Origin of the sequence: Methylorubrum sp. Q1 (genome assembly GCF_004683995.1) — a bacterium.
Taxonomy (GTDB): Bacteria; Pseudomonadota; Alphaproteobacteria; order Rhizobiales; family Beijerinckiaceae; genus Methylobacterium.
In genome coordinates, this window is record NZ_SRHQ01000003.1 from 304,764 (window position 1) to 331,435 (window position 26,672).

Here is a 26,672-nt window from a genome sequence, read left to right on the forward strand (position 1 = left end):
TACCCGCGAACACGACATCCGGACGCGCCGCCATCGCGCGCGTCCGCACCGGGACGGCAAGAGCCCCACCGGGACGGCAAGTGCCCCGCGCACCCGCAAGCTTTCGGAGATGCCCACACGATGACTGGCCGACGCCTCTCCCTCGCTGCCGGTCCGCTGCTCGTCGCCGCGCTGGCGCTCCAGCCGCAGCCGGCGAACGCCCAGGTCTCCTCCTTCCTCGACGGCCTGTTCGGCCGCAAGGAGGAGCCGCCGGCCCCTCCGGCCAAGGCACCCGAGCCGGAGGCCGCTCCGGCGCCGGCCAAGAAGGCGACGGCCAAGCCCGGCAAAGGACCGGACAAGGCCGCCGAGAAGAGCTCGGAGAAACCGGCCGAGAAGACCGGCAGCATCAAGGCCGCGGCCAAGCCCGGCGCGCCCGCTTCGGCGACACCGGCCGCTCCGTCCGGCACGCGGGTCGCGGCGGTGGGCGCGCCGACCCTCGGCGCCGCGCTGCAGGATGCCGACCCGGCCACCGTCGTGGCGGCGGCCAACAGCTATTTCAACGGCTTCCAGACCCTGACCGGCGGCTTCATCCAGATCGGTGCCGACGGGCGGCGCATCGGCGGCAAGCTCACGCTCGCCAAGCCCGGGCGCCTGCGCTTCGAGTACGACCAGCCCTCCCCGCTCGAAGTGGTGGCCGACGGCACCTCGGTCGCGGTGCGCGACCGCAAGCTCGGAACCCAGGATCTCTATTTCATCTCGCAGACGCCGCTGAAATTCCTGCTGCGGGAGAAGATCGACCTCGCCCGCGACCTGACGGTAAGCGAGGTGACCAACGATCCGGGCGGCGTGCGCATCGGGCTGGAGGACCGCTCGACGCTGGGCGGCACCTCGAAGATCCAGCTCTTCTTCGACGCCGAGATGAAGACCCTGTCGCAGTGGCGGATCACCGACCCGCAGGGCTACCTCACCACCGTGCAGCTCTCGAACCTGCAGAAGGGCAAGGCGGTCGATGGGTCGCTGTTCTTCATCAACTACGGCCGGTCCGAGGACAAAGCGATGCAGCAGCAGATCGAGGGACGAAACCCCTGAGTCGAGCGCGAAGAGGGAAGGCAATAACATGGATTACTTCCTCCTCCGCATCACCGAAATGTGTTGTCGCACCTCGTTTTGGGGACGCTGAAATTCTTCGAATAACGACCGGGATACGCTCAGGCGCGTCTCGGCTTTAAACATCCGTTGAGAGGAAAGCGGGCCTATAGGCGAGCCGTCCGTGTGGGGCGGTCTCCATGGGACGCTGTCCGGCCGCATGTCCGCCCTCACCGCTCCGTCGCCGTCGATCGCCCTGCCGTTCGAGGCGGCGCTTGCCGAGATGGCCGCGCCCCTGCTCCTGCTCGATGCGGGCGGCAGCATCGTCTTCGCCAATGCCCGAGCGGCGGCCTTGCTCGCCTGCGCCGAACCGGTCGGCCTTCCCCTCCCCGCCCTGCTGGTGCCCTTCGGCGCCGCGGAGCCGGAGGCTGAGCCCATTCTGGAGGCCGTGCGCGCCGCCCGCCCCGTCCGGACGCGGCTCACTCTCGGCAGCGACCGCCGCGTCGAGGCGGCGCTGGCGCCGCTCTCGGCCGGCGGCTTCGCCCTCACCTTCGAGGACGTGACCGAGCAACTCCGCGGCGCGGCCCTGGCCCGGCAGGAGCCGCTCACCGGCTTGTGCAACCGCGTCGGCCTGCACGACCGCCTCGACGCGGCGCTGAGCGAGGCGGCTCGAACGGGGGCACCGCTCGCGGTGCTGATGCTCGACCTCGATCGGTTCAAGACGGTCAACGACACCCTCGGGCATCCGGTCGGCGACGCGCTCCTGCGCAAGGTCGCCGAGCGCCTGCGCCGGGCCACCCGCAGCGGGGATCTGGTCGCGCGGCTCGGCGGCGACGAGTTCGCCATCCTCCAAGTCGATCCCCAACTCGGTCCCCAACTCGGTCCCCAAGTCGGTCCCTATGCCGGCGTCGAGCAGCCGCACGCGGCCGAGGCGCTGGCACGCCGCCTCGTCGATCTCGTCGGGCGCACCTACATCGTCGATGGCCACATGCTCAATGTCGGCGTCAGCGTCGGCGTCGCCATCGCCCCCGCCGACGGCCAGAACGCCGACGACCTGCTGAAACACGCCGACCTCGCGCTCTACCGGGCGAAGGCCGCGGGCCGGGGCACCTACCGCTTCTTCGAGCCGGCGATGAACGCGCAGATGCAGGCGCGCCGCGGCCTGGAGATCGACCTGCGCCGGGCGCTGGCCCTCAAGCAGTTCGACCTCGCCTTCCAGCCGCAGATCCAGCTGGAGAGCGGGGAAGTGACGGGCTTCGAGGCGCTGCTGCGCTGGAACCACCCCGAGCGCGGACCGGTCTCGCCGGCCCTGTTCATCCCGTTGGCCGAGGAGATCGGCATCATCGTCGGCATCGGCGAGTGGGTGCTGCGCACCGCCTGCCGCGAGGCGGCGCGCTGGCCGCAACCCGCATCGATCGCCGTGAACCTCTCCCCCGTGCAGTTCCGCGGCGGCCGGCTGGTCGAGACGGTGGTGAACGTGCTGGCCCAGACCGGCCTCGACCCGGCCCGGCTGGAACTGGAGATCACCGAAGGGGCGCTCCTCGAGAACACCGACAGCGTGCTCGACGTGCTGAACGGCCTGCGCGCGCTCGGTGTGAAGATCTCGATGGACGATTTCGGCACCGGCTACTCGTCCCTGAGCTACCTGCAGAAATTCCCCTTCGACAAGATCAAGATCGACCAGTCCTTCGTCCGCGGCATGGAGGGCAATGCCGAGTGCGGGGCGATCGTGCGGGCCATCGCCCGGCTCGGCGCCAGCCTCGGCATGCGCACCACCGCCGAAGGCGTCGAGACGGCGGACCAACTCGACGCCATCCGCGCCGAGGGCTGCACCGAGGTCCAGGGCTACCTGACCGGACGCCCGATGCCGGCCGCCCAGGCCGCCGCCCTGTTGTCCGCCTCTTCCGTTGCCTCGCCCGCCTGATCCGGGAGCTCGCCGAATGAACCCAAAAGACCTGCGCCGCCTCGTCTACTACAGCCGCAACCGGGTCGCCGGTGCCCCCGCGGCGATGGACGAGACGATCCGCAGCATCCTGGCCGCGAGCCGGGCCAACAATGCCCGCATCGACGTGACCGGGGCGCTGATGTTCAACGCCGGCTGCTTCGCGCAGGTGCTGGAGGGGCCGGAAGACGCGGTCGAGACCACCTTCGAGCGCATCCAGCAGGACGAGCGCCACGGCGAGGTCTCGCTGCTCGCCTTCGAGGCGGTGGAGACGCGCCTCTTCACCGATTGGTCGATGGCGTATGTCGGGGCCTCGCAGGCCGACGCCGCCCGCTACGGCGACGTGGCCGGCGAGAGCGGCTTCGACCTCTCGCGGATGACGGGAGACCGGCTCTGCGCCGTCCTGCACAGCCTCGCCCTGGAAGAGGAGGCGGCCGAGGCGTAGCAGTTTCCGAGACGCGCGGGTTGAGCTGGAGACGCCGACCCGATCGAGTCAGGTCGGCGTCTCCACTCCCTGTTTCAACGCGCATTCTTTCGACGAACCGGTTTCCACTTCGTCGGAATGCGCTCTATCGAAGCGGCTCTTCACGCCACGCTTCTCAGGCAATCCCCGTGCGCCTCACCGTCACGACCTGGAACATCAACTCGGTGCGGCTGCGCATCGAGTCCGTGCTGCGCTTCCTGCGCGAGGCGCAGCCCGACGTGCTGTGCCTGCAGGAGACCAAGTGCCCCGACGAGCTGTTCCCGCTCAAGGCGTTCAAGGGATCGGGCTACGAGAACATCGTCTTCGCCGGGCAGAAGGGCTATAACGGCGTCGCGATCATCTCGCGGTTTCCGCTGCTGACCCGCGACGTGATGCGCTTCTGCGAGCGGTCCGATGCGCGTCACATCTCGGCGGTGCTCGGGCCCGAGGCGGGACCGGCGGCGGGGATCGTACTGCACGATTTCTACGTGCCCGCGGGCGGAGACATGCCCCACCGCGACCTCAACCCGAAATTCGCGCACAAGCTCGACTTCCTGTCCGAATTGCGGGCCTGGGGCGGGCGGCGGGTCTCCGGGCCGGCGATCCTCGTGGGCGACCTCAACGTCGCGCCGCTGGAGCACGACGTCTGGTCGCACAAGCAGCTCCTCGACGTGGTGAGCCATACCCCCGTCGAGACCGAGGCGCTCGAGACGCTGCGGGGCGAGGCCGGCTGGATCGACGCGGCGCGGCTCCTCACCCCGGAGCCGGAAAAGATCTACACGTGGTGGAGCTACCGCTCGCCGAACTGGGAACTGGCCAACAAGGGCCGGCGCCTCGACCACGCCTGGGTCTCGCCGGACCTCGCCGGCACCGTGCGCCGGGTCGCGGTGTTCCGCGAGGCGCGCGGCTGGGAGAAGCCGTCCGATCACGTCCCGGTGACGTTGACGTTGGAGCTCTGAGCCGGGAACGCGCAAGCCCGTCCAGGCATTGGGTCTCCAATCTGAGCTTTCACAATGGAGTCCCACCGCATGCGCTCGATCCTGCGCCAGATCGTCATCGTCTTCCTGCTGCCCAAGGCCATCGGCTACCTGCGTCGCCGCTTCGGCGGCGGACGGGCGGCGGGTTCGCACCGCTCGTACTGAGTCCGGGGTTTCCAAAGGGATCATCCCTTTGGCGGGGAGGCCGGGGCTGAGCCCCGGCCTCCCTTCAACCAGGGCGCTGCCCTGGACCCGCGAAAGGACCCGTCCTTTCGAAACCTGAATGTGCTCCGACGCGCCGGCGGCTGTAGCCGAACCAGATCGCCAGCCCGAGGCCGAGCCAGGCCAGCAGCCGCAGCCAAGTGTCGCCGGGCAGGCTCGCCATCAGGGCGAGGCAGGCGAGAATGCCGAGCACCGGCACGATCGCACCGCCCGGCACGCGGAAGGGCCGCGCCCGCTCCGGTTCCGTGCGGCGCAGGATCAGCACGCTGGCGCAGACGAGGATGAACGCGAACAGCGTGCCGATGCTGACGAGTTCGCCAAGGATGCCGATCGGCACCAGAGCCGCCACCATGGCCGTGGCAAGACCGATCACCCCTTGCGCGACGAACGGCGTCCGGCTCCGCTCCCCGATCCGTGCGAACAGATCCGGCAGCATGTGGTCGCGGGCCATGGCGTAGCAGATCCGCGCCTGCCCGTAGAGCGCGGTGAGCGCCGCGGTGGTGAGCCCGATCAACGCGCCCGCCTTGATCGCCGCGGAGAAGCCGGTCAGCCCCGTCACCGCCATGGCCCGCGCGATCGGGTCGGCCACGTCGAGGTCGCGATAGGGCACGAGGCCGGTGAGCACGGCGGCCACCGCCACGTAGAGCGCCGCGGTGACGAGGAGCGAACCGATCAACCCCACCGGCGCGTCCCGCTGCGGATTGCGGCTCTCGCCAGCGGCGGTCGAGATCGTCTCGAAGCCGACATAGGCGAAGAACACGACCCCCGCCCCGCGAAAGATGCCGCTCCAGCCGAAGGCGCCGAACGGGCCCTCGTTCGGCGGCACCAGCGGCTGCCACAGGTCGGGCCGCAGATGCCCGACGCCGAGGCCGAGGAAGGCGAGGATGATCGCAACCTTCAGCGCCACCAGCACGGCATTGGTGCGGGCCGCCTCCCGGTTGTCGCGCATCAGCAGGGCGGTGAGCGCCAGCACGACGAGCGCCGCCGGCCCGTTCACGATCCCGCTCTCCCCCGGCCCCGCGGCCAGCCATGCCGGCAGCCTCAGGCCCGCATCGGCGAGCAGGCTCTGCGCATAGCCCGACCAGCCGACGGCGATGGTCGCCGCCGCCATGGCGAATTCGAGAACCAGATCCCAGCCGATGATCCAGGCCGGCAGGGCCCCGAGCGTGACGTAGGTGTAGGAATAGGTCGAGCCGGCCACGGGGATCATCGCGGCGAGTTCGGCGTAGCACAGGGCCACCAGCCCGCTCGCGACCGCGCCGAGCACGAAGGAGAGCATCAGCCCCGGCCCGGCATAGTTCGCCGCCGCCGTGCCGGTGAGCACGAAGATCCCCGCCCCGACCGTTGCGCCGACGCCGATGCAGACGAGGCTGAAGGCGGAGAGGTTCTTTGCCAGGGTCGGCCCACGCGGATCGGCCTCCTCGGCGACGAGGGCGGCGATGGGCTTGCGGGCGCCGAGGGCGGAACGGGGCATGGATTTTTCGCACAGTTGGGCAGGTTCGAATATGGTGACGCGAAATTCACGCCTTTTGCGTGAGCCTCGTTCTGGAAACCGAATTAAGTACTTGCGCCCCAGGGGACACCCCTATTCATCGGACAGTAGAAGATGAAGAACATCCAAATTATTGACGGCGCAAACAACGCCACCTTCAGTATTTTCCAAGCCACCGCCGAGGAATTCGTAGAAATTTTCCCCGACGGGCGAGATATGGAATTGGTAGAAGATCTATTCGAGCGACTTGGCCAGGAGAAGGCGGCTCAACTCTTAGAGCCACTTTGGAATCGACCAATTTTGAAGAGTGAAATCATAGGACTGCATGGCACGCTCTTTTATAACAACGAGTGCCGCCTCATCCCCTCTTCGAAGCGCGAAGTGGATTGGGATGATCACGCGATCAATCAGGCACAGCGCGAGCTATTTGCGCGCCATCGGAAATGACCGATTTTCGCCTTCAGCGGCCCGACGCGAAGTTCAGGCCAACTGTGCGCTAACCCTGAGCCTCTGCCGTCATACATCCGGGCACTTGCCGCACACGCCACTGGCACATCCCGCGATTTCGTGTATGGTCCGCGCCGCCTCGACCCGGTTACCGGGCGGGGCTTGTGCCGCTTGCGGCTGACCGTGCTGGACGACATCCCGGCACCGGCCCGACCGCGAGTTTTTCAAAGGTGCCCTTGCCCTCCCATGGGCGGCGCCTCCGACCAAACCTCCATCTGAAAGGCCTGCGATGTCGATCACGGCAGAGCGCAAGACCGCGCTCATCAAGGACTACGCCAAGGGCAACAAGGACACCGGCTCGCCGGAGGTCCAGATCGCCATCCTCACCGAGCGGATCACCAACCTGACCGCCCACTTCAAGACCCACGGCAAGGACAACCACTCCCGCCGCGGCCTCCTGAAGCTGGTCTCGCAGCGCCGCTCGCTGCTCGACTACCTGAAGCGCAAGGAAGAGGCGCGCTACCGCACCCTCATCGAGCGCCTCGGCATCCGCCGCTAAGGCCTGCCGAACCTTCGCGCGGTCCCCCACGGGGCCGCGTTTTCACAAGCCGCGCTTCTCACGAAGTGGACGCCGGTTCGGCGTCGGAGAGCGCGGAAAGCCAAGAAGGATCGCTCGGGCATGGGGCCCGGCCGGTCCGATCCGGGCGGCTTGAAGGCGCAGGGCGCCAGGGCAGGATCGCGAGACGCTTCTTTTCAGACGAAGCGTCTCGCCGTCTTGCCTCTGGCGGCGCCGGGCTCAGCCCACCGTATGTTTGAAGGCAAGAGACACATGTTCGACGTACAACGTGAAGAGCTGATCTGGGGCGACCGCAAGCTCGTCCTCGAGACCGGCAAGACCGCCCGCCAGGCGGACGGCTCCGTGGTCGCCACCTACGGCGAGACCACCGTGCTCGCCACCGTGGTCGCGGGCAAGGAGCCCAAGGCCGGCATCGACTTCCTGCCGCTCACCGTGAACTACCAGGAGCGCGCCTACGCCGCCGGCCGCATCCCCGGCGGCTATTTCAAGCGCGAAGGCCGTCCCTCCGAGAAGGAGACGCTGGTCTCCCGCCTGATCGACCGCCCGATCCGTCCGCTCTTCGTCGAGGGCTGGCGCAACGACACCCAGGTCGTCGTCACCGTCCTCTCCCACGATCTCGAGAACGATCCCGATATCGTCGCGATGGTCGCGGCCTCGGCCGCCCTCACCCTCTCGGGCGTGCCCTTCATGGGCCCGATCGGCGCGGCCCGCGTCGGCTACCTCAACGGCGGCTACAAGCTGAACCCGCTGGTGACGGAAGTCGCCGAATCGACCCTCGACCTCGTCGTCGCCGGCACCCAGGACGCGGTGCTGATGGTCGAGTCCGAGGCCAAGGAACTCTCCGAGGACGTGATGCTCGGGGCCGTGATGTTCGGCCACAAGCACTTCCAGCCGGTCATCGAGGCGATCATCCGTCTGGCCGAGAAGGCCGCCAAGGAGCCGCGCGATTTCACCGCGCCGGAGAACGCCGAGGTCGAGGCCGCCGTTCTCGCCGTTGCCGAGACCGAGCTGCGCGAGGCCTACAAGAAGACGGTCAAGCAGGAGCGCTACGCCGCCGTCGACGCCGTGAAGGCGAAGGTCGTGGCCGCGCTCTGCCCGGCCGAGGGCGAGCAGAAGTTCGCGCCTGAGAAGGTCAAGGCCGCCTTCAAGGAAGCGCAGTCCAAGGTGGTCCGCTGGAACATCCTCGACACCGGAAGCCGCATCGACGGCCGTGACGTAAAAACGGTCCGCTCGATCGTCTCCGAGGTCGGCGTGCTGCCCCGGGCCCATGGTTCGTCGCTGTTCACCCGCGGCGAGACCCAGGCGCTGGTCGTGGCGACCCTCGGCACCGGCGAGGACGAGCAGTTCATCGACGCGCTGGAGGGGACCTACAAGGAGCGATTCCTGCTCCACTACAACTTCCCTCCCTACTCCGTCGGCGAGACCGGCCGCATGGGTTCGCCCGGCCGCCGCGAGATCGGCCATGGCAAGCTCGCCTGGCGCGCGATCCGGCCCGTTCTGCCGCCGGCCCACGAGTTCCCGTACACGATCCGCGTGGTCTCCGAGATCACCGAGTCGAACGGCTCGTCCTCGATGGCGAGCGTCTGCGGCGGCTCGCTGTCGCTGATGGATGCGGGCGTGCCCCTGCGGCGCCCGGTCGCCGGCATCGCCATGGGCCTCATCCTCGAAGGTGAGCGTTTCGCCGTGCTGTCCGACATCCTCGGCGACGAGGATCACCTCGGCGACATGGACTTCAAGGTGGCCGGCTCGGAGGAGGGCATCACCTCCCTCCAGATGGACATCAAGATCGCCGGCATCACCGAGGAGATCATGAAGATCGCCCTCGCCCAGGCCAAGGACGGCCGCGCCCACATCCTGGGCGAGATGTCCAAGGCCCTGACCGCGGCCCGTCCGGAGCTCGGCGAGTACGCGCCGCGCATCGAGACGATGCAGATCCCCACCGACAAGATCCGTGACGTGATCGGCACCGGCGGCAAGATCATCCGCGAGATCGTCGAGAAGACCGGCGCCAAGATCAACATCGAGGATACCGGCATCGTCAAGATCGCCTCCTCCGACGGCAAGGCGATCAAGGCAGCCTATAACTGGATCCGCTCCATCGTCGCCGAGCCCGAGGCCGGCACGATCTACGACGGCACGATCGTCAAGATCATGGAGTTCGGCGCCTTCGTGAACTTCTTCGGCGCCAAGGACGGCCTCGTCCACATCTCGGAGCTCGCCGCCCAGCGCGTCGCCAAGGTCGGCGACGTCGTGAAGGAGGGCCAGAAGGTCAAGGTGAAGTTCCTCGGTGCCGACGAGCGCGGCAAGATCCGCCTCTCGATGAAGGTCGTCGATCAGGAGACCGGCGAGGACCTCACCGAGAAGCTGAAGGCCGAGCGGGCGGAGCGCGGCGAGCCGGAGCGCGAGGAGCGCAGCGACCGCGGTGATCGTGGCGACCGCGGCCCCCGCCGCGACCGCGGCGAGCGCCGCCGGGAATCGTCGGGCGAGTAAGCCGTCCGTCCCACCATCCATGCCGGACGCTTGAAGAGCGCGGTCCCTTCCGGGGGCCGCGCTCTTTGCTTGGAGCATCATCCCGAAAGGCGGCGGCCGGCTTTCGGAAAAAGATGATGCAAAATCAAGCATCGAGCGCTTCGGAGGAGCCCCGGCCACGCCCGGAAACGGGTGCGGCATGCCGGGGCCGTATTGCGCAAAAGCACATCGTGAATTGCCTGATTTCCATATGAATTCGGTACATAAGGAATAATTCAACCGTCCCTAAGCTGAGCCGGATTAGGACCAAGACTTCCCCGTCTATTCTAATAAAATAAGGGGGAAGTTTATGAGAACCGCTCGCAAGGGCCGCACTATGCTGCGGCCGATGCTGCTTGGCTCCGTTGCCTGTACAAGCATCGCTGCGGCTTTAATCCACCCGGCTCAGGCGCAAATCACAGACATCAACACCGGCCTGCCGACCGCTCAAGCGGTCCATCCGCTCGCCGCGTCTCCCTCGGTCAGCGGCGTCACCCTCGATATGATCAGCGTCGCCGGTTCCGGGGCGGGACGCGGCCTCGTCGTCGACAGCTCGGGCTCGCAGGTCGGCTACCTCGCCAAGCGCCTGCGCTCGTCCACCAAGACCGACACGCCCTTGATCGACACGCCGCAGGCGATCACGGTGGTGACGCAAGCGCAGATCCGCGACCAGAATGTGCAGAGCATCGGCGAGGCGCTGCGCTACGTCCCCGGCATCGCCATCGCCCAGGGCGAAGGCCACCGCGACGAGATCCTGATCCGCGGCCAGCGCACGACGGCCGACTTCTTCGTCAACGGCATCCGCGACGACGCGCGCTACTTCCGGGACCTCTACAACACCCAGCGCATCGAGGTCTTGAAGGGCCCCAACGCGATGATCTTCGGCCGCGGCGGCGGCGGCGGCGTGGTCAACCGCGTGCTCAAGGAAGCCGACGGAGTGCCGATCCGCGAGGTGCTGGTGCAGGGCGGCCAGTTCTGGAACAAGCGCATGGCGGTCGATGTCGGCGACCGGGTCTCCGACAGCGCCTTCTTCCGCCTCAACGGCGTGTTCGAGGATACCGGCACCTACCGCGACTTCATCGACGTCCGCCGCTACGGCGTGAACCCGACGATGACCTTCCTGCTCGGGCCGCAGACGACGCTGCGCCTCTCCTACGAGTACTTCTCCGACAACCGCATCGCCGACCGCGGCATCCCCTCGCAGTTCGGGCGCCCCTGGCGCTATCGCGAGAACACCAGCACGCTGTTCGGCGCGCCCTTCATCTCGAACGGCTTCGTCGATGCCCATATCGGCAACGCGCAGCTCGACCACGTCTTCGAGAGCGGCGTCGTGATGCGCAGCCAGACGCGGATCGCCGACTACGCGAAGTACCATCAGAACGCCTACCCCAACAGTCCGGTCAGTGCCGACGAGACCTCGTTCGTGATGCGCGGCTACGGCAGCCAGACCGACCGCACCAACTACTTCAACCAGACCGACTTCACCTACAAATTCAATACCGGCCCCCTCGCCCACACCGTGGTGGCCGGCCTGGAACTCGGCTTTCAGGAAGGGATCGACTTCCGGCGCGATTTCATCTGGAATTCGACCGGCACCCGCAATCTCCCCGTCAATCCCTTCGCGCCGACCACGACCGAGGGTGCAACCCTCCGGAATCTCGCCTCGGGCCGCAACAACACCTATCGGCTCGGCGTGTTCTCCGCCTTCGCCCAGGACCAGATCGAGATCGACGAGCATCTGCAGTTCATCGTCGGCGCACGCTTCGACCGCTTCGATTTCCAATCGCGCGACCGCCGTCCCGACGCCGCGACCGGCCTCCCTGCCCAACCGAACAGCCGCATCGACAATCTCGTCTCGCCACGGGTCGGCGTCGTGGTGAAACCGCTGCCGAATCTCGCCTTCTACGGCAGCTATTCGGTGTCCTTCCTGCCGAGCGCGGGCGATCAGTTCCGCGTGCTGGACCCGACGACCGCCCTGTCCGCACCCGAGCGGTTCGAGAACGCGGAAATCGGCGTGAAATACGAGATCACGCCGGCCCTGATCCTCACCGCCGCGCTGTTCAACCTCGATCGCGACAACCAGCCGATCCCGTCATCCACCGAGGCGGGTTTCTCGGCCGGCCCGGGCAAGACGAACACAAGGGGCGCCGAGATCGGCCTCACCGGCTACGCGACCGATTGGTGGCAGATCTCCGGCGGCTACGCCTATACCGAGCCGCGCATCGTCGCCGACCTCGATGACGACGGCGACGTGATCCGGGCCGGCAACCTCGTCGGCGGCGTTCCGCTCAACACCTTCAGCCTGTGGAATAAATTCGATATCGGCGAGCGCTTCTCCGTCGGCGTCGGCTACCTCTACCAGGACGCCAGCTTCGCATCGTCGGACAACACGGTGCGCCTGCCGAGCTTCTCGCGCTTCGATGCCGGCGTGTTCTACGAGTTCAGCGAGAGCATGCGCGCTCAGGTCAACATCGAGAATCTTTTCGACCGGCGCTACGTCATCTCCGCGCACAACAACAACAACATCCTGCCCGGCGCGCCCCGCACCGTGCGCTTCCAGCTCATCGCGCGGTTCTGACCAGCGGAGGGCGCCCGAGGCTTCCTCGCCCGCGCGCCCTCCCCTAACACCGGGGCGACGCCCGCCATGCGGGTGCCTCGCCCCGGAGCCCCCATGTCCGACGATCTCGTCTTCTACACCAACCCGATGTCCCGCGGCCGGATCGTCCGCTGGATGCTGGAAGAGGTCGGCGCCCCCTACCGCACCGAGATCCTCGGCTACGGCGCCTCCATGAAGGCACCGGCCTACCGGGCGATCAACCCGATGGGGAAGGTGCCGGCGCTGCGCCACGGCGAGACGGTGGTGACCGAGTGCCCGGCGATCCTCGCCTATCTCGCCGACGCTTTCCCGCAGGCCGGGCTCGCCCCTGAGCCGGGCCACCGCGACCGCGGCCCCTATTACCGCTGGCTGTTCTTCTGCGCCGGGCCCCTCGAGGCGGCGGTGACGAACGGGGTGCTCAAGGTGAGCGTCCCCGACGACCCGCGCATGCAGGGCATGGTCGGCTACGGCAGCCTGGAGACGGCCCTCGACACGCTCGAAGGCGCCGTCTCCGGCGCGGAATTCGTGGCGGGCGATCGGTTCAGCGCCGCCGACCTCTATGTCGCCGCGCATCTCGGCTGGGGCATGCAGTTCGGCACGATCCCGAAGCGGCCCGCCTTCGAGGCCTATGCCGGGCGCCACCTCGCCCGCGCGGCGGCCGTCCGCGCGCGTGAAATCGACGACGGGCTTCTCGCCGACGCGCAGAAAGCGCCGTGAGCCGTGGCGGGGCGGAACGGCCCCGCCCGCCCCGCGTTCGCCCCGCGAAGCCGCAAGGGGCGGCGAGAAGGAGCCATTTCCGTGAACGAGATGATCGAGGACATTTTCTCCGGCGCGCCGAACCTGAGCATGACCGAGCGCGCGGTCTCGGTCGCGCTGGGGCTCGGCATCGCCGCCGCGGCGGCTCAGCCCCGGCCGAACAAGTTCCTGAGCCTCGCCGCGCTGGTGGTGGGCGTCGGCCTCGCCGTGCGCGGGGCCACCGGCCATTGCGCCGTCAAGGCGGTGGCGGGCGGCGGGCGCGACCTCACCGCCTGATCAGATCCAGCGAAAACCCGTTCCCCCGGCGTCTACCGACCGCCGGGGGCGATGCCCGACGAAAAAAGGGCGCTCCTCACGGAGCGCCCTTTTTTCGTACGTCAGCGAATGTCCGTTCGTCAGAGCGAGCGGCTGCTGGTCCGGCCGGCGATGAAGCCGTAGATCGCGAGCACGATGCAGGCGCCGACGATCGAGCCGATGAACCGCGCCCCTTCGTTGGGCCCATACCAGCCGATCGCCTGACCGATGAAGGTCGCGAGGAAGGCGCCAACGATGCCGAGGATCGTCGTCAGGATGAAGCCGGACGGCTCCTTGTCACCGGGCATGATGAACTTGGCGATGACGCCGGCTACGAAGCCGATGATGATGGTCCAGAGAATTTCCATGTCGTCCCAACCCCGAAAGTCGTCGTCGATCTGAAGCTCCGGCCGGAAGACTTGGCCGTATTCGCATGACAAACGCGCGAGCGACGACGCCGGTTGCCTTGGGAAATGCGGGACCGCCCAAAAAATCCGGGCCGGCGCGACCGGCCCCTCCTCCGACATTCCGGCGCGCCGCTCGAACCCCTTTACGGGGTACCGCTCCGGGCGGCAGAAGGGGTCGTCCTTCACGAATCGAGACCGGCGACCCGACCATGACCATCGAACGCTACGAGACCGGCCCGCGCATGTCCCAGGCGGTCGCCCACGGCGACCTCGTGTTCCTGGCGGGTCAGGTGGCCGCCGACGTGGTCGGCACCGGCGTCACCGCACAGACGCAGCAGATCCTGGAACAGATCGACCGGCTGCTGATGGCGACGGGCAGCGACAAGGCCCGCATCCTCTCGGCGACCGTCTATCTCGCCGATATCGAGGGCTTTGCCGAGATGAACGCCGCCTGGGACGCCTGGGTCGACAAGGGGAACCCGCCTGCCCGCGCCACCGTCGAGGCGCGGCTCGCCGGGCCGGAATACCTCGTCGAGATCGTGGTCACGGCCGTCCGGGGCAAATCGTGATCCGGCGGATCCTGCTGGGAGGGCTCGCCGCCCTCCCCCTCCTCCTCTGCGCGGCCGGCGGGGTGCGGGCCGAGGAGCGGGTCGTCAACATCTACAACTGGTCGGACTACATCGACCCGAAGGTGCTCGACGACTTCACCAAGGAGACGGGGATCAAGGTCGTCTACGACACCTACGACAACAACGAGATCCTCGAAACGAAGCTCCTGGCCGGCAAGTCCGGCTACGACATCGTCGTGCCCTCCGGCCCCTTCCTTCAGCGCCTGATCAAGGCGGGCGTGTTCCTGCCGCTCGACAAGGCGAAGATCCCGAACCTCAAACATGCCTGGCCCGAGATCGGCACCCGGCTTCAGGCCTATGATCCGGGCAACACGTTCGCCGTCGATTACATGTGGGGCACCACCGGCATCGGCGTGAACGTGACCGCCGTGCGCGAGCGCCTCGGCGCCAACGCCCCCCTCAATAGCTGGAGCCTCGTGCTCAATCCCGGCTCGATCGCGAAGCTGAAGGATTGCGGAGTCATGCTCCTCGATTCCCCCGAGGATCTGATTCCCTCGATCCTGCCCTTCTACGGCTTCAAGTCGGATTCGAAGCGCTGGGACGACATCACCACGGTGACCGACGCGCTCTACAAAGTCCGCGGCGCGGTGCGGAAGTTCCACTCCTCGGAATACGTCAACGGGCTTGCCAACGGCGATGTCTGCCTCGCGGTCGGCTATTCCGGCGACGTGATGCAGGCGAAGAAGCGCGCCGAGGAATCGAAGAACGGCATCGAGATCGCGTACTTCATCCCGAAGGAAGGCGCACTGATGTGGTTCGACGCCTTCGCGATCCCGAAGGATGCCGCCCACCCGGCCGAGGCGCACGCCTTCATCGACTACATGATGCGCCCAGAAGTGGCGGCGGCCAACACCAACTTCGTCTCCTTCGCCAACGGCAACCTCGCCGCGCGCAAGCTCGTAAAGCCGGAGCTTCTCAACAATCCCGGCATCTACCCGGACGAGACGACGATGCAGCGGCTCTCGGTCAACACCGCCTGGAACGACTCGACCCAGCGCTTCGTGACGCGCGCCTGGACGAGAGTGCGCACGGGGCGCTGATCCTGTCTTTCCGGGCTCCCGGCCGTCAGGTCGGGAGTGGCGGCGGGAGCGTACCGAACCGGTTCGGGCCGGCATCGCCGGTCAGGATCAGGAGGCTGAACAGAAGCCAGAGAGACAGACCCGCAGCGACCGCGCCGCCAATGATGGCGAGGGTCGGACCCAGAGTCCCGCTGCTGCCCTGCAGCATCAGCCGTGCGCCGATCACGGCCAGACCCGCCGGCACGACGGGCGCCGCAACCCACCAGCCGGAGCGATCGAGGTCGTGCAGGCGCTTGGCAGCGAGGGCGATGCCGGCCCAACCGGTGACGAAGACGACGAACCAGTTGACGACCGAGTTGTGGCTGTTGATCTGATACAAGTTCGCCAAGCCGAGCACGAAGACGCCATAGAGCCAGTACTGGCGCCGTGAGATGCGCCCGACGGGAGCGAGAAAGAACGTCAGCCAGAAGCGCCGGCCCCTGATGCGGGGTGACGTCTCGGCCACCAAGACATCGCCCGCCTGGGTTCCCTGCGGCTCGAAATCGACCTCTTCTCCGGCCGCCAAGCTGCGCCCAGGCCAATGCAGATCGGAGGCGCTGTAGCGGTAGCGGAGGCCGTCCCGTCCGGAGATGATGCCCGCCGTGGCTGCACCGGGCGTTTTCAGGATTCTCCCACGCATCCCTCTCCCCCGTCATGATCGCACGCATCGCGGCGACCGAGAGGGAGAATCCATAGGGTGGCACAAACCGTCAAGTCTCGCCCTCTGATTGAGATCGCCGCTCGGAGACGGGGAGCGCGAACCATCGAGCGAAACGGAAAAAGAGCGGCCGAGAGGCCGCCCTTTTTCCGTTTCGAGTCCGTGCTCCGACCTGCCCTACTCGGCCGCCGCCGGGGGCAGCTCGCTGAGTCCGGCGGCGTTGGCCGCGTTCTCGGCGGAGCGCTGCTGAAGGATCAGGTTGTCGCGGCGGCGCGCGATGGAGCGGATGTCCGCCGCGAGCGAGCCGGTGCCGGCCGGGATGAGCGAGCCGACGATGACGTTCTCCTTCAGGCCGTCCAAGGTATCGACCTTGCCGTTGACCGCCGCCTCCGTGAGGACGCGGGTGGTCTCCTGGAACGAGGCCGCCGAGATGAACGACTTCGTCTGCAGCGACGCCTTGGTGATGCCGAGCAGGACGGGCACGCCCTGGATCGGCTTCTTGCCCTCGGCGAGGAGCTTCTCGTTGAAGTCGGCCAGTTCGGTGCGGTCGATCTGATCGCCCGTGAGGATGTCGGAATCGCCGCCGTCGGTGATTTCCACCTTCTGCAGCATCTGCCGGACGATCACCTCGATGTGCTTGTCGTTGATCGACACGCCCTGGAGCCGGTAGACCTCCTGGATCTCGTTGACGAGGTAGGCGGCAAGCTCCTCCACGCCCTTGATCGCTAGGATGTCGTGCGGCGCCGGGTTGCCGTCGACGATGTAGTCGCCGAGTTCGACCACGTCCCCGTCCTGCAAGTGGATGTGCTTGCCCTTCGGGATCAGGTACTCGACGGCATCGGAGCCGTCGTGCGGCGTCAGCGTCAGGCGACGCTTGTTCTTGTAGTCGCGGCCGAAGGCGATCGAGCCCGACTTCTCGGCGATGATCGCCGCATCCTTCGGACGACGCGCCTCGAACAGCTCCGCCACCCGCGGCAGACCGCCGGTGATGTCGCGGGTCTTGGCCGAGTCCGTCGAGACACGGGCGAGCACGTCGCCGGCCCGCACCTTCGCACCCGGATCGAGACCGATGATGGCATCGACCGGCAGGTAGTAGCGGGCGTCCGAACCGCGGGCCAGCTTCACCGGCTTGCCGTCCTGATCCAGCACGAGCATGGCCGGCTTCAGGTCGGAGGTGCGGGACGAACCGCGCCAGTCGATGACGACGCGCTTGGCGATGCCGGTCGACTCGTCGGTGGTCTCGGTGATGGACTGGCCATCATAGAGATCCTCGTAGCCGACGATGCCGTCCACCTCGGCGACGATCGGACGGGTGTAGGGATCCCACTCGGCGATCCGCTGGCCACGCTTGATCGTGTCACCCTCGTCCACGCGCACACGGGCACCGTATTGCAGGCGGTGCACCGCCCGCTCGGTGCCGTCCGGCCCGACGATCACCACCGCGACCGAACGGCCGGTGGCGATGAGGTCGCCGTCCGAGTTCTTGGCCAGCGACCGGTTGCGGATCTTGATCGTGCCCTCGAAGCTCGACTCGACGAAGGACGAATCCGCGATCTGCGCCGCACCGCCGATGTGGAAGGTGCGCATGGTGAGCTGGGTGCCCGGCTCGCCGATCGACTGCGCCGCGATGACGCCGACGGCCTCGCCCATGTTGACGGGCGTGCCGCGGGCCAGATCGCGCCCGTAGCAGGTGGCGCAGACGCCGCTCTTGGTCTGGCAGACCAGCACCGAGCGGATCTTCACCTCCTGGATGCCGGCGGCGTTGATCGCCGGCAGGTGACGCTCCTCGATCGTCTCGTTCGTCTTGACGATGACGGTGCCGTCCTGCGCCACCAGATCCTCGGCCGTGGCGCGGCCCAGGATACGGATGGAGAGCGGAGCGACGACCTGGCCGGCATCGATGATGGCGCGCATCTTGATGCCGTTGGTCGTGCCGCAATCGACCTCACGGATGACCGCGTCCTGCGCCACGTCGACCAGACGGCGCGTCAGGTAGCCCGAGTTCGCGGTTTTCAGCGCCGTGTCCGCGAGGCCCTTGCGGGCGCCGTGGGTGGAGTTGAAGTACTCGAGAACGTCGAGGCCTTCCTTGAAGTTCGAGATGATCGGCGTCTCGATGATCTCACCCGACGGCTTGGCCATGAGGCCGCGCATCGCCGCGAGCTGCTTCATCTGCGCGGGCGAGCCACGGGCGCCCGAGTGGCTCATCATGTAGATCGAGTTGACCTGCTTGTCGGCCCCGTTCTCGTCCTTCTGGACGGCAGAGATCCGGCCCATCATCTCGGCGGCGAGCTTGTCCGAGCACTTGGCCCAGGCATCGACGACCTTGTTGTACTTCTCGCCCTGGGTGATCAGGCCGTCGTTGTACTGCTGCTCGTAATCCTTCACGAGCGTGCGGGTGTCCTCGACGATCGACCACTTGTTCTCCGGCACGACCATGTCGTCCTTGCCGAACGAGATGCCGGCCTTGAACGCGTGGCTGAAGCCGAGCGCCATGATGCGGTCGCAGAAGATCACCGACTCCTTCTGACCGCAGTGGCGGTAGACGGTGTCGATCATCGCCGAGATTTCCTTCTTCGTCATCAGCTTGTTGACGACGTCGAAGGGCACCTTCGGGTGCATCGGCAGCACGCCGGACAGGATCACGCGGCCCGGCGTGGTGTCGTAGATCCGGGAGACCGGCTCGCCATCGGGGCCGAGGCCGCGCCAGCGCCACTTGATCTTCGAGTGCAGCGAGACGGACTTGGCCGCGAGCGCGTGCTCGAGCTGACCGATATCGCCGAACACACCCTGCATCGGGTTCTGCTTGTCGTCGGCCTTGTGCTCGCCGACCGAGCCGTCGGCGACGATCGAGAGGTAGTAGAGGCCCAGCACGATGTCCTGGCTCGGCACGATGATCGGCTGACCGTTGGCCGGGTGCAGGATGTTGTTGGTCGACATCATCAGGACGCGCGCCTCCAACTGAGCCTCGAGGCTCAGGGGCACGTGCACGGCCATCTGGTCGCCGTCGAAGTCGGCGTTGAACGCGGCGCAGACCAGCGGGTGGAGCTGGATCGCCTTGCCCTCGATCAGCTTCGGCTCGAATGCCTGGATGCCGAGGCGGTGGAGCGTCGGCGCGCGGTTGAGCATTACGGGATGCTCGCGGATCACCTCGTCGAGGATATCCCAAACCTCGGGCTTCTCCTTCTCGACGAGCTTCTTCGCCTGCTTGACGGTGGCGGAGAAACCCTTGGCGTCGAGGCGCGCGTAGATGAACGGCTTGAACAGCTCGAGCGCCATCTTCTTCGGCAGGCCGCACTGGTGCAGCTTCAGCTCGGGACCGACCACGATGACCGAACGGCCGGAGTAATCGACGCGCTTGCCGAGCAGGTTCTGGCGGAAGCGGCCCTGCTTGCCCTTCAGCATGTCGGCGAGCGACTTCAGCGGACGCTTGTTGGCACCCGTGATGACGCGGCCGCGGCGGCCGTTGTCGAACAGCGCATCGACCGCTTCCTGAAGCATGCGCTTCTCGTTGCGGATGATGATGTCCGGCGCGCGCAGCTCGATCAGCCGCTTGAGGCGGTTGTTGCGGTTGATGACGCGGCGATAGAGGTCGTTGAGATCCGACGTGGCGAAGCGGCCGCCGTCCAGCGGGACCAGCGGGCGCAGGTCCGGCGGGATGACGGGCACGACCGTCAGGATCATCCACTCGGGCTTGTTGCCCGAGAGCTGGAACGCCTCGATGATCTTGAGGCGCTTCATCAGCTTCTTGGGCTTCAGCTCGGAGGTCGTCGTTGCGATCTCCTCCTTGAGCGACGTCGCGATGCCCTCGAGGTCGAGTTCCATCAGGATGCGCCGGATCGCCTCGGCGCCGATCATCGCCGTGAACGAATCCTCGCCGTACTCCTCCTGCGCGCGCAGGTACTCCTCCTCCGAGAGGAGCTGACGCTCCTTGAGGGGGGTGAGGCCCGGCTCAATGACGACGTAGGACTCGAAGTACAGGATCCGCTCGAGATCCTTGAGCGCCATGTCGAGCAGCAAGCCGATGCGGCTCGGCAGCGACTTCAGGAACCAGATATGGGCGACGGGGGCCGCCAGCTCGATATGGCCCATGCGGTCGCGACGGACGCGCGCGAGGGTGACCTCGACGCCGCACTTCTCGCAGATGACGCCCTTGTACTTCATGCGCTTGTACTTGCCGCACAAGCACTCGTAATCCTTGATCGGCCCGAAGATACGCGCGCAGAACAGGCCGTCGCGCTCGGGCTTGAAGGTACGGTAGTTGATCGTCTCGGGCTTCTTGATCTCACCGTAGGACCAAGACAGAATTTTCTCGGGCGACGAGATCGAGATCTTGATCTGGTCGAAGCTCTGCGGCTGGGCCTGCTGATTGAAAAGGTTCATGACCTCTTGGTTCATGATCCGCTCCTTGCTCGCCGGCTGCCCCGCGCCTGGGCAGTCACGGCTTGATCCTCATGGCGCCGCGCTCGTCCGGAGCGCCGCTGGCCGTCGTCGTGCTTGGGAAGGCCCCACCCCTTCCTGCTCGACCGCGGCGGGGCCTCGGGAAAGGCACCGCCGCGGGAGGTGATGGCGGTCGTTACTCGGCGGCGTCGGCCGGCGGCTCGATCTGGTCGTTGGCCGCCTGCTGCTGCTTGGAGGAGGTGAGCTCGACGTTGAGGCCGAGCGAGCGCATCTCCTTGACGAGCACGTTGAAGCTCTCGGGGATGCCGGCCTCGAAGGTGTCGTCGCCGCGCACGATCGCCTCGTAGACCTTGGTGCGGCCGGCCACGTCGTCCGACTTCACCGTGAGCATCTCCTGCAGCGTGTAGGCCGCGCCGTAGGCCTCGAGCGCCCAGACCTCCATCTCACCGAAGCGCTGACCGCCGAACTGCGCCTTGCCGCCCAGCGGCTGCTGGGTGACGAGCGAGTACGGGCCGATCGAGCGCGCGTGGATCTTGTCGTCCACGAGGTGGTGCAGCTTCAGCATGTAGATGTAGCCCATGGTGACCTTGCGGTCGAAGGGCTCGCCGGTGCGACCGTCGTAGAGGGTCGACTGCGCCGAGCGGTCGAGCCCGGCCATCTCCAGCATCGTCTCGATGTCGGCTTCCTTGGCGCCGTTGAACACCGGGGTGGCCATCGGCACGCCGCGGCGCACGTTGTTGCCCGCCTCGGCCAGAGCCTCGTCGGACAGCCCCTCGATCTCGGACGGCGAGTAGATCGCTTCCATCTCGGCCCGCAGCGGCGCGATGTCCTGATTCTTCAGATAGGCATCGACCGCCTTGGCGACCTTGCGACCCAAGCCCGCAGCCGCCCAGCCCAGATGGGTTTCCAGGATCTGGCCGACATTCATGCGCGAGGGCACGCCGAGCGGGTTGAGCACGATGTCGGCATGCGTGCCGTCTTCGAGGAACGGCATGTCCTCGATCGGCACGATGCGCGACACGACACCCTTGTTGCCGTGGCGGCCGGCCATCTTGTCGCCGGGCTGGATCTTGCGCTTCACCGCCACGAAGACCTTGACCATCTTCATGACGCCGGGCGGAAGCTCGTCACCGCGCTGCAGCTTCTCGACCTTGTCGAGGAAGCGCTGCTCGAGGCGCTTCTTCGACTCGTCGTACTGCTTCTGCATCGCCTCGATTTCCGTCATCAGACGGTCGTCGACGACGGCGAACTGCCACCATTGCGAGCGGGGATACTCGCTGATGATCTCGCGGGTCAGCGTGGTGTCCTTGCGGAAGCCCTTCGGACCGGCGATCGGCGACTGACCGATCAGCACCTCGGCCAAGCGGGCATAGGTGTTGCGGTCGAGGATCGTCTGCTCGTCGTCGCGGTCCTTGGCGAGACGCTCGATCTCCTCGCGCTCGATCGCCTGGGCGCGCTCGTCCTTGTCGACGCCGTGGCGGTTGAACACACGAACCTCGACGATCGTGCCGGTCACGCCCGGGGGAACCCGGAGCGAGGTGTCGCGCACGTCCGAGGCCTTCTCGCCGAAGATGGCGCGCAGGAGCTTCTCCTCCGGCGTCATCGGGCTCTCGCCCTTCGGCGTGATCTTGCCGACGAGGATGTCGCCGGCATGCACCTCGGCGCCGATATAGACGATGCCGGCCTCGTCGAGGTTCTTGAGCGCCTCTTCCGAGACGTTCGGGATGTCGCGGGTGATCTCCTCCGGACCCAGCTTGGTGTCGCGGGCCATCACCTCGAATTCCTCGATGTGGATCGAGGTGAACACGTCATCCTTCACGATCCGCTCGGAGAGCAGGATCGAGTCCTCGAAGTTGTAGCCGTTCCACGGCATGAACGCGACGAGCACGTTGCGGCCGAGCGCGAGCTCGCCGAACTCGGTGGACGGTCCGTCGGCGATGATCTCGCCCTTCTTCACCGGCTCGCCGACGCGCACCAGCGGCTTCTGCGTGATGCAGGTCGACTGGTTCGAGCGCTGGAACTTCTGCAGGCGGTAGATGTCGACGCCGGGCTTGGTCGGGTCGGTCTCCTCCGAGGCGCGGATGACGATACGGGTGGCGTCCACCTGATCGACGATGCCGGAGCGGCGCGCGGCGATGGCGGCGCCGGAATCGCGGGCGACCACGGCCTCCATGCCGGTGCCGACGAAGGGCGCGTCGGCGCGAACCAGCGGCACCGCCTGGCGCTGCATGTTCGAGCCCATCAGCGCGCGGTTGGCGTCGTCGTTCTCGAGGAACGGGATCAGCGCCGCGGCGACCGACACAAGCTGCTTCGGCGACACGTCCATGAGATCGACGCGGTCGGGGGCGACCACGATGACTTCACCCGCGCGGCGGCAGACCACGAGGTCGTCCGTCAGCTTGCGGCCCTCGTCCATGCCGGCATTGGCCTGGGCGACGTAGTACTTCGCCTCTTCCATGGCGGAGAGGTAGGCGACCTCGTCGGTCACCACGCCGTCCTTCACCCGGCGGAACGGCGTCTCGATGAAGCCGTACTTGTTCACGCGGGCGAAGGTCGCCAGCGAGTTGATGAGGCCGATATTCGGGCCTTCCGGGGTCTCGATCGGGCAGATGCGGCCGTAATGGGTCGGGTGCACGTCGCGCACCTCGAAGCCGGCGCGCTCGCGGGTCAGACCGCCCGGGCCAAGCGCCGAGAGGCGGCGCTTGTGCGTCACTTCCGAGAGCGGGTTGGTCTGGTCCATGAACTGCGAGAGCTGCGACGAGCCGAAGAACTCGCGCACCGCCGCCGCGGCGGGCTTCGCGTTGATGAGGTCCTGCGGCATCACCGTGTCGATATCGACCGAGGACATGCGCTCCTTGATGGCGCGCTCCATCCGCAGGAGGCCCAGACGGTACTGGTTCTCCATCAGCTCGCCGACCGAGCGGACACGGCGGTTGCCGAGGTGGTCGATGTCGTCGATCTCGCCCTTGCCGTCGCGGAGATCCACGAGCGCCTTGACGACCGCGAGCATGTCCTCGCGCCGCAGCGTCCGCACGGTGTCGGCGGCATCGAGGTCGAGGCGCATGTTCATCTTCACGCGGCCGACGGCCGAGAGGTCGTAGCGCTCGGAATCGAAGAACAGCGAGTGGAACATCGCTTCCGCCGTGTCGAGCGTCGGCGGCTCGCCGGGACGCATCACGCGGTAGATGTCGAACAGCGCGCCTTCGCGGGCGGAGTTCTTGTCCACCGCCAGCGTATTGCGGATGTAGGGGCCGACATTGACGTGATCGATGTCGAGCACGGGCAGCTCGGTGACACCGACATCGTCGAGGCTCTTGAGGAGCTTTTCGGAGATCTCGTCGCCGGCCTCGGCCCAGATCTCGCCCGTCTTCATGTTGACGAGGTCTTCGGCGATGTACTGGCCGATCAGATCCTCGTCCGCGGCGCGCAGGAACTTGGTGCCCTTCTCGCCGATCAGACGCGCGTTGCGGGCGTTGAGCTTCTTGCCCGCCTCCAGCACGACCTCGCCGGAATCGGCGTCGACGAGATCGACCGAGGCCTTGAAGCCCTTGAGGCGCTCGGCGTCGAACGGCACGCGCCAATCCGCCCCGTCACGCTGGTAGGCGACGCGGTTGTAGAAGGTCGAGAGGATCTCTTCGCCGTCGAGGCCGAGCGCGAACAGCAGCGAGGTGACCGGCAGCTTGCGCTTGCGGTCGATGCGGACGTGCACGATGTCCTTGGCGTCGAACTCGACGTCGAGCCAGGAGCCCCGGTAGGGGATGATGCGGGCGGCAAACAGCAGCTTGCCGGACGAGTGCGTCTTGCCCTTGTCGTGGTCGAAGAACACGCCCGGGGAGCGGTGCATCTGCGAGACGATGACGCGCTCGGTGCCGTTGACGATGAAGGTGCCGTTATCCGTCATGAGCGGCATGTCGCCCATGTAGACATCCTGCTCCTTGATGTCCTTGACGGACTTGGCGCCGGTATCGGGGTCCACATCGAACACGATGAGCCGTAGCGTCACCTTGAGCGGGGCCGCGAAGGTGATGCCGCGCTGGCGGCACTCGTCGACGTCGTATTTCGGCTGTTCGAAGGTGTACCGCACGAACTCGAGCAGCGCCGTCGAGGCGAAGTCGGAGATCGGGAAGACCGACTTGAAGACGCTCTGCAGGCCCTCGTCGGCCCGCCCGCCCTCGGGCTCGTCCACCATCAGGAACTGGTCGTAGGACGCCTTTTGAACCTCGATGAGGTTCGGCATCTCGGCGACTTCCCGGATCTTACCGAAGAACTTGCGAATGCGCTTGCGACCGACCAGCGTATTGGCCATGAGACCTCGCTCCACCACCTCAGCGTAGGGTGCCCGGGGAAGGCGGACCGCCTCCCATCACCGGACCCGAAGGGCCGTCCCGCCGGACGATCAGCCCACCCGAACCGAATTCGTCTCCGTTCGCCGCCCATTCCTGCCTTCAGGAACGACGGCCGCCCGAAGCAGCGTTAGCCCGCGAGCCGGAGCCCGCGGGCGTCTGGCCGGCGCAGCCCCGAGGAGCGTGCGCCGGATGCGATGGGCCGGTCCCGGCCCATCGGCGGCTTACTTGAGCTCGACCTTGGCGCCGGCCTTCTCGAGCTGGGCCTTGAGCTTCTCGGCCTCGTCCTTGGTCGCGCCTTCCTTGACGGGCTTGGGCGCGCCCTCGACGAGGTCCTTGGCTTCCTTGAGGCCGAGGCCGGTGATCGCGCGGACCTCCTTGATGACCTCGATCTTCTTGTCGCCGGCGCCGGCGAGAACGACCGTGAACTCGGTCTGCTCTTCGACGGGGGCGGCGGTAGCGCCACTACCGCCCGGGCTGGCAACGGCGACGGCGGCGGCAGCCGAGACGCCCCACTTCTCTTCGAGGAGCTTGGCGAGCTCGGCGGCCTCGAGAACGGTCAGCGAGGAGAGGTCCTCGACGATCTTGGCGAGATCAGCCATGTGCGTGTTCCTTTGGTGTATCGGTTTGAACGGGTCGGTTTATGGGGGAGAAACGGCTCAGGCCGCCTCGTCCTTCTTGGCATAGGCCCCGAACACGCGGGCGAGCTTGGCCGCCGGCGCGTTGACGACCTGGGCGACCTTGGTCGCGGGAGCCTGGATGAGGCCCACGAGCTTGGCGCGCAGTTCGTCGAGGGACGGGAGCGAGGCGAGCGCCTTCACGCCGTCCGGGTTCAGGGCAGTCGTTCCCATGGCGCCGCCGAGAATCACGAGCTTGTCGTTCGTCTTGGCGAAGTCCACCGCAACCTTGGCGGCCGCAACCGGATCGCTGGAATAAGCGAGCAGGGTCGGGCCCTTCAGGAGGGGCTTGATGGAGGCGACGTCCGTGCCATCGAGAGCGATGCTGGCGAGCCGGTTCTTGGCGACCTTCACGGTGGCGCCGGCCTGCTTCATCTGCGAGCGCAGCTTCTGCATGTCGGCGACCGTGAGGCCTTTGTAGTGGGCCACGACGACGACGGCGTTCGCGTTGAACACGCCGTTGAGCGTCGAGACGAGATCAGCTTTAGCTGTCCGGTCCACTGTGCTCTCTCCGGTTGGCGGAACCTGAGACAGGCCCGCCGGTTGCACTTGCCGCCCGGAACGGATCTCGGCGTAGAAGCCGGAACCGTCGCGGACGACGTCTCACGGCCCTGTCCCTTTGAAGCGCCGCAGGGGCCCCTCGCGGGTGAGATTGGTTCAAACCGAGGTCTCCCGCCGGCGCCTGACGGCCCCGGAGGAAGACGTAGAGAAATTCGGTCTTCCCCGTCTGTGCAGGCTGTCGCCGATTAAGCCGGTCGCCCGGCGCCTGCAGTCTCGGACAGGACATAGCCGGAAACGGCGCTCGGAGCAGAAGCTCCAAGACCATCCCGGCCATCACCGTCCGGTTGCCCGAACGGCATCTCGAATGGAAACCGACCGATTGGCCGATCCCTTTCAATGGTTGAAATCGTGGAGCGCGGTCTATAGCGGCGTGCAAGCCGCCTGCCAAGTCCCGCAATGCGACTTTTCCGTCGCAGGCAAGGATGCAGACGAAGGATGCAGACGAGGCACGAGCGAGCGCGGGCGGGCATGGGCCCCGACCGGAGGCACGCCCCCGCCTTAACCGATCCTTGACTCTGCCCCCGCCGCGTCCGCCGCGGCGCGGAGCCCATGTGCGCCAGCGCATCCCGGCCCCAGCGCGGCGGCCTTACACCGCAGCGCAC

The 26,672-nt window shown here is 67.0% G+C and carries 19 protein-coding genes; 12 read left to right on the plus strand and 7 right to left on the minus strand.

Going from position 1 to position 26,672, the window contains the following annotated elements; translation table 11 throughout:
* The first annotated feature begins 120 nt into the window (after positions 1-120).
* From E4V01_RS05010 to xth, 4 genes are all read left to right on the plus strand, one after another.
* Positions 121-1,068, plus strand: coding sequence for an outer-membrane lipoprotein carrier protein LolA (locus E4V01_RS05010; RefSeq protein ID WP_060771283.1), 948 nt, complete (start codon positions 121-123; stop codon positions 1,066-1,068).
* Positions 1,069-1,285: 217 nt separating this feature from the next.
* Positions 1,286-2,989, plus strand: a complete 1,704-nt coding sequence (locus E4V01_RS05015) for a bifunctional diguanylate cyclase/phosphodiesterase (RefSeq protein WP_135297594.1) — start codon at positions 1,286-1,288, stop codon at positions 2,987-2,989.
* A 16-nt stretch (positions 2,990-3,005) separates the two neighbouring features.
* A complete protein-coding gene (locus E4V01_RS05020; protein WP_135297595.1) occupies positions 3,006-3,452 on the plus strand; it encodes a BLUF domain-containing protein in 447 nt (148 codons plus the stop codon).
* A gap of 167 nt (positions 3,453-3,619) precedes the next feature.
* Positions 3,620-4,429, plus strand: a complete 810-nt coding sequence (xth, locus tag E4V01_RS05025) for an exodeoxyribonuclease III (protein ID WP_060771281.1) — start codon at positions 3,620-3,622, stop codon at positions 4,427-4,429.
* Positions 4,430-4,676: 247 nt separating this feature from the next.
* Here xth and E4V01_RS05030 read toward each other — a convergent pair whose 3' ends face one another.
* The gene (locus E4V01_RS05030; RefSeq protein WP_135297596.1) at positions 4,677-6,143 is read right to left on the minus strand and encodes an amino acid permease; all 1,467 of its coding nucleotides are present in this window, start codon (positions 6,141-6,143) and stop codon (positions 4,677-4,679) included.
* Between the two features lie 132 nt (positions 6,144-6,275).
* Here E4V01_RS05030 and E4V01_RS05035 point away from each other — a divergent pair, with 132 nt between their 5' ends.
* The 6 genes from E4V01_RS05035 (at position 6,276) to E4V01_RS05060 (ending at position 13,321) form a co-directional block, all read left to right on the plus strand.
* Entirely contained in the window at positions 6,276-6,608 is a 333-nt protein-coding gene (locus E4V01_RS05035; protein WP_060771279.1) for a hypothetical protein, read from the plus strand.
* 289 nt (positions 6,609-6,897) lie between these two features.
* A complete protein-coding gene (rpsO, locus tag E4V01_RS05040) occupies positions 6,898-7,167 on the plus strand; it encodes a 30S ribosomal protein S15 (protein ID WP_003597553.1) in 270 nt (89 codons plus the stop codon).
* A gap of 270 nt (positions 7,168-7,437) precedes the next feature.
* Positions 7,438-9,675, plus strand: a complete 2,238-nt coding sequence (gene pnp / locus E4V01_RS05045; protein WP_060771278.1) for a polyribonucleotide nucleotidyltransferase — start codon at positions 7,438-7,440, stop codon at positions 9,673-9,675.
* A gap of 355 nt (positions 9,676-10,030) precedes the next feature.
* Positions 10,031-12,271, plus strand: a complete 2,241-nt coding sequence (locus E4V01_RS05050; RefSeq protein ID WP_245517420.1) for a TonB-dependent siderophore receptor — start codon at positions 10,031-10,033, stop codon at positions 12,269-12,271.
* Between the two features lie 93 nt (positions 12,272-12,364).
* On the plus strand, positions 12,365-13,006 hold the full coding sequence (locus tag E4V01_RS05055; RefSeq protein ID WP_060771276.1) for a glutathione S-transferase family protein: 642 nt from the start codon (positions 12,365-12,367) through the stop codon (positions 13,004-13,006).
* Between the two features lie 90 nt (positions 13,007-13,096).
* Positions 13,097-13,321: a YgaP-like transmembrane domain gene (locus tag E4V01_RS05060; RefSeq protein ID WP_371688509.1), complete on the plus strand. Its 225-nt coding sequence runs from the start codon at positions 13,097-13,099 to the stop codon at positions 13,319-13,321.
* 119 nt (positions 13,322-13,440) lie between these two features.
* On the opposite strand, the gene E4V01_RS05065 is transcribed toward E4V01_RS05060, so the two are convergent.
* Positions 13,441-13,707 (minus strand): GlsB/YeaQ/YmgE family stress response membrane protein, encoded by a 267-nt coding sequence (locus E4V01_RS05065; RefSeq protein WP_060772373.1) that lies wholly within the window; start codon positions 13,705-13,707, stop codon positions 13,441-13,443.
* A gap of 248 nt (positions 13,708-13,955) precedes the next feature.
* On the opposite strand from E4V01_RS05065, the gene E4V01_RS05070 reads away from it, so the two are divergent.
* The gene (locus E4V01_RS05070) at positions 13,956-14,315 is read left to right on the plus strand and encodes a RidA family protein (protein WP_135297599.1); all 360 of its coding nucleotides are present in this window, start codon (positions 13,956-13,958) and stop codon (positions 14,313-14,315) included.
* On the plus strand, positions 14,312-15,415 hold the full coding sequence (locus tag E4V01_RS05075) for a polyamine ABC transporter substrate-binding protein (protein WP_135297600.1): 1,104 nt from the start codon (positions 14,312-14,314) through the stop codon (positions 15,413-15,415). Before E4V01_RS05070 ends, E4V01_RS05075 begins: the two co-directional genes overlap by 4 nt.
* 25 nt (positions 15,416-15,440) lie before the next feature.
* Here the strand turns inward: E4V01_RS05075 and E4V01_RS05080 are convergent, their stop codons facing one another.
* The 5 genes from E4V01_RS05080 to rplJ all read right to left on the minus strand — a co-directional run bounded on the left by E4V01_RS05080 (position 15,441) and on the right by rplJ (position 26,010).
* On the minus strand, positions 15,441-16,073 hold the full coding sequence (locus tag E4V01_RS05080) for a DUF805 domain-containing protein (RefSeq protein WP_135297601.1): 633 nt from the start codon (positions 16,071-16,073) through the stop codon (positions 15,441-15,443).
* A gap of 195 nt (positions 16,074-16,268) precedes the next feature.
* The gene (gene rpoC / locus E4V01_RS05085; RefSeq protein ID WP_135297602.1) at positions 16,269-20,486 is read right to left on the minus strand and encodes a DNA-directed RNA polymerase subunit beta'; all 4,218 of its coding nucleotides are present in this window, start codon (positions 20,484-20,486) and stop codon (positions 16,269-16,271) included.
* 178 nt (positions 20,487-20,664) lie between these two features.
* The gene (gene rpoB, locus E4V01_RS05090) at positions 20,665-24,795 is read right to left on the minus strand and encodes a DNA-directed RNA polymerase subunit beta (RefSeq protein ID WP_060771270.1); all 4,131 of its coding nucleotides are present in this window, start codon (positions 24,793-24,795) and stop codon (positions 20,665-20,667) included.
* Between the two features lie 261 nt (positions 24,796-25,056).
* Complete coding sequence (gene rplL, locus E4V01_RS05095; RefSeq protein WP_135297603.1) at positions 25,057-25,434, minus strand: 50S ribosomal protein L7/L12; 378 nt, start codon at positions 25,432-25,434, stop codon at positions 25,057-25,059.
* Between the two features lie 57 nt (positions 25,435-25,491).
* Positions 25,492-26,010: a 50S ribosomal protein L10 gene (rplJ, locus tag E4V01_RS05100; protein WP_003597538.1), complete on the minus strand. Its 519-nt coding sequence runs from the start codon at positions 26,008-26,010 to the stop codon at positions 25,492-25,494.
* Positions 26,011-26,672: the final 662 nt, after the last annotated feature.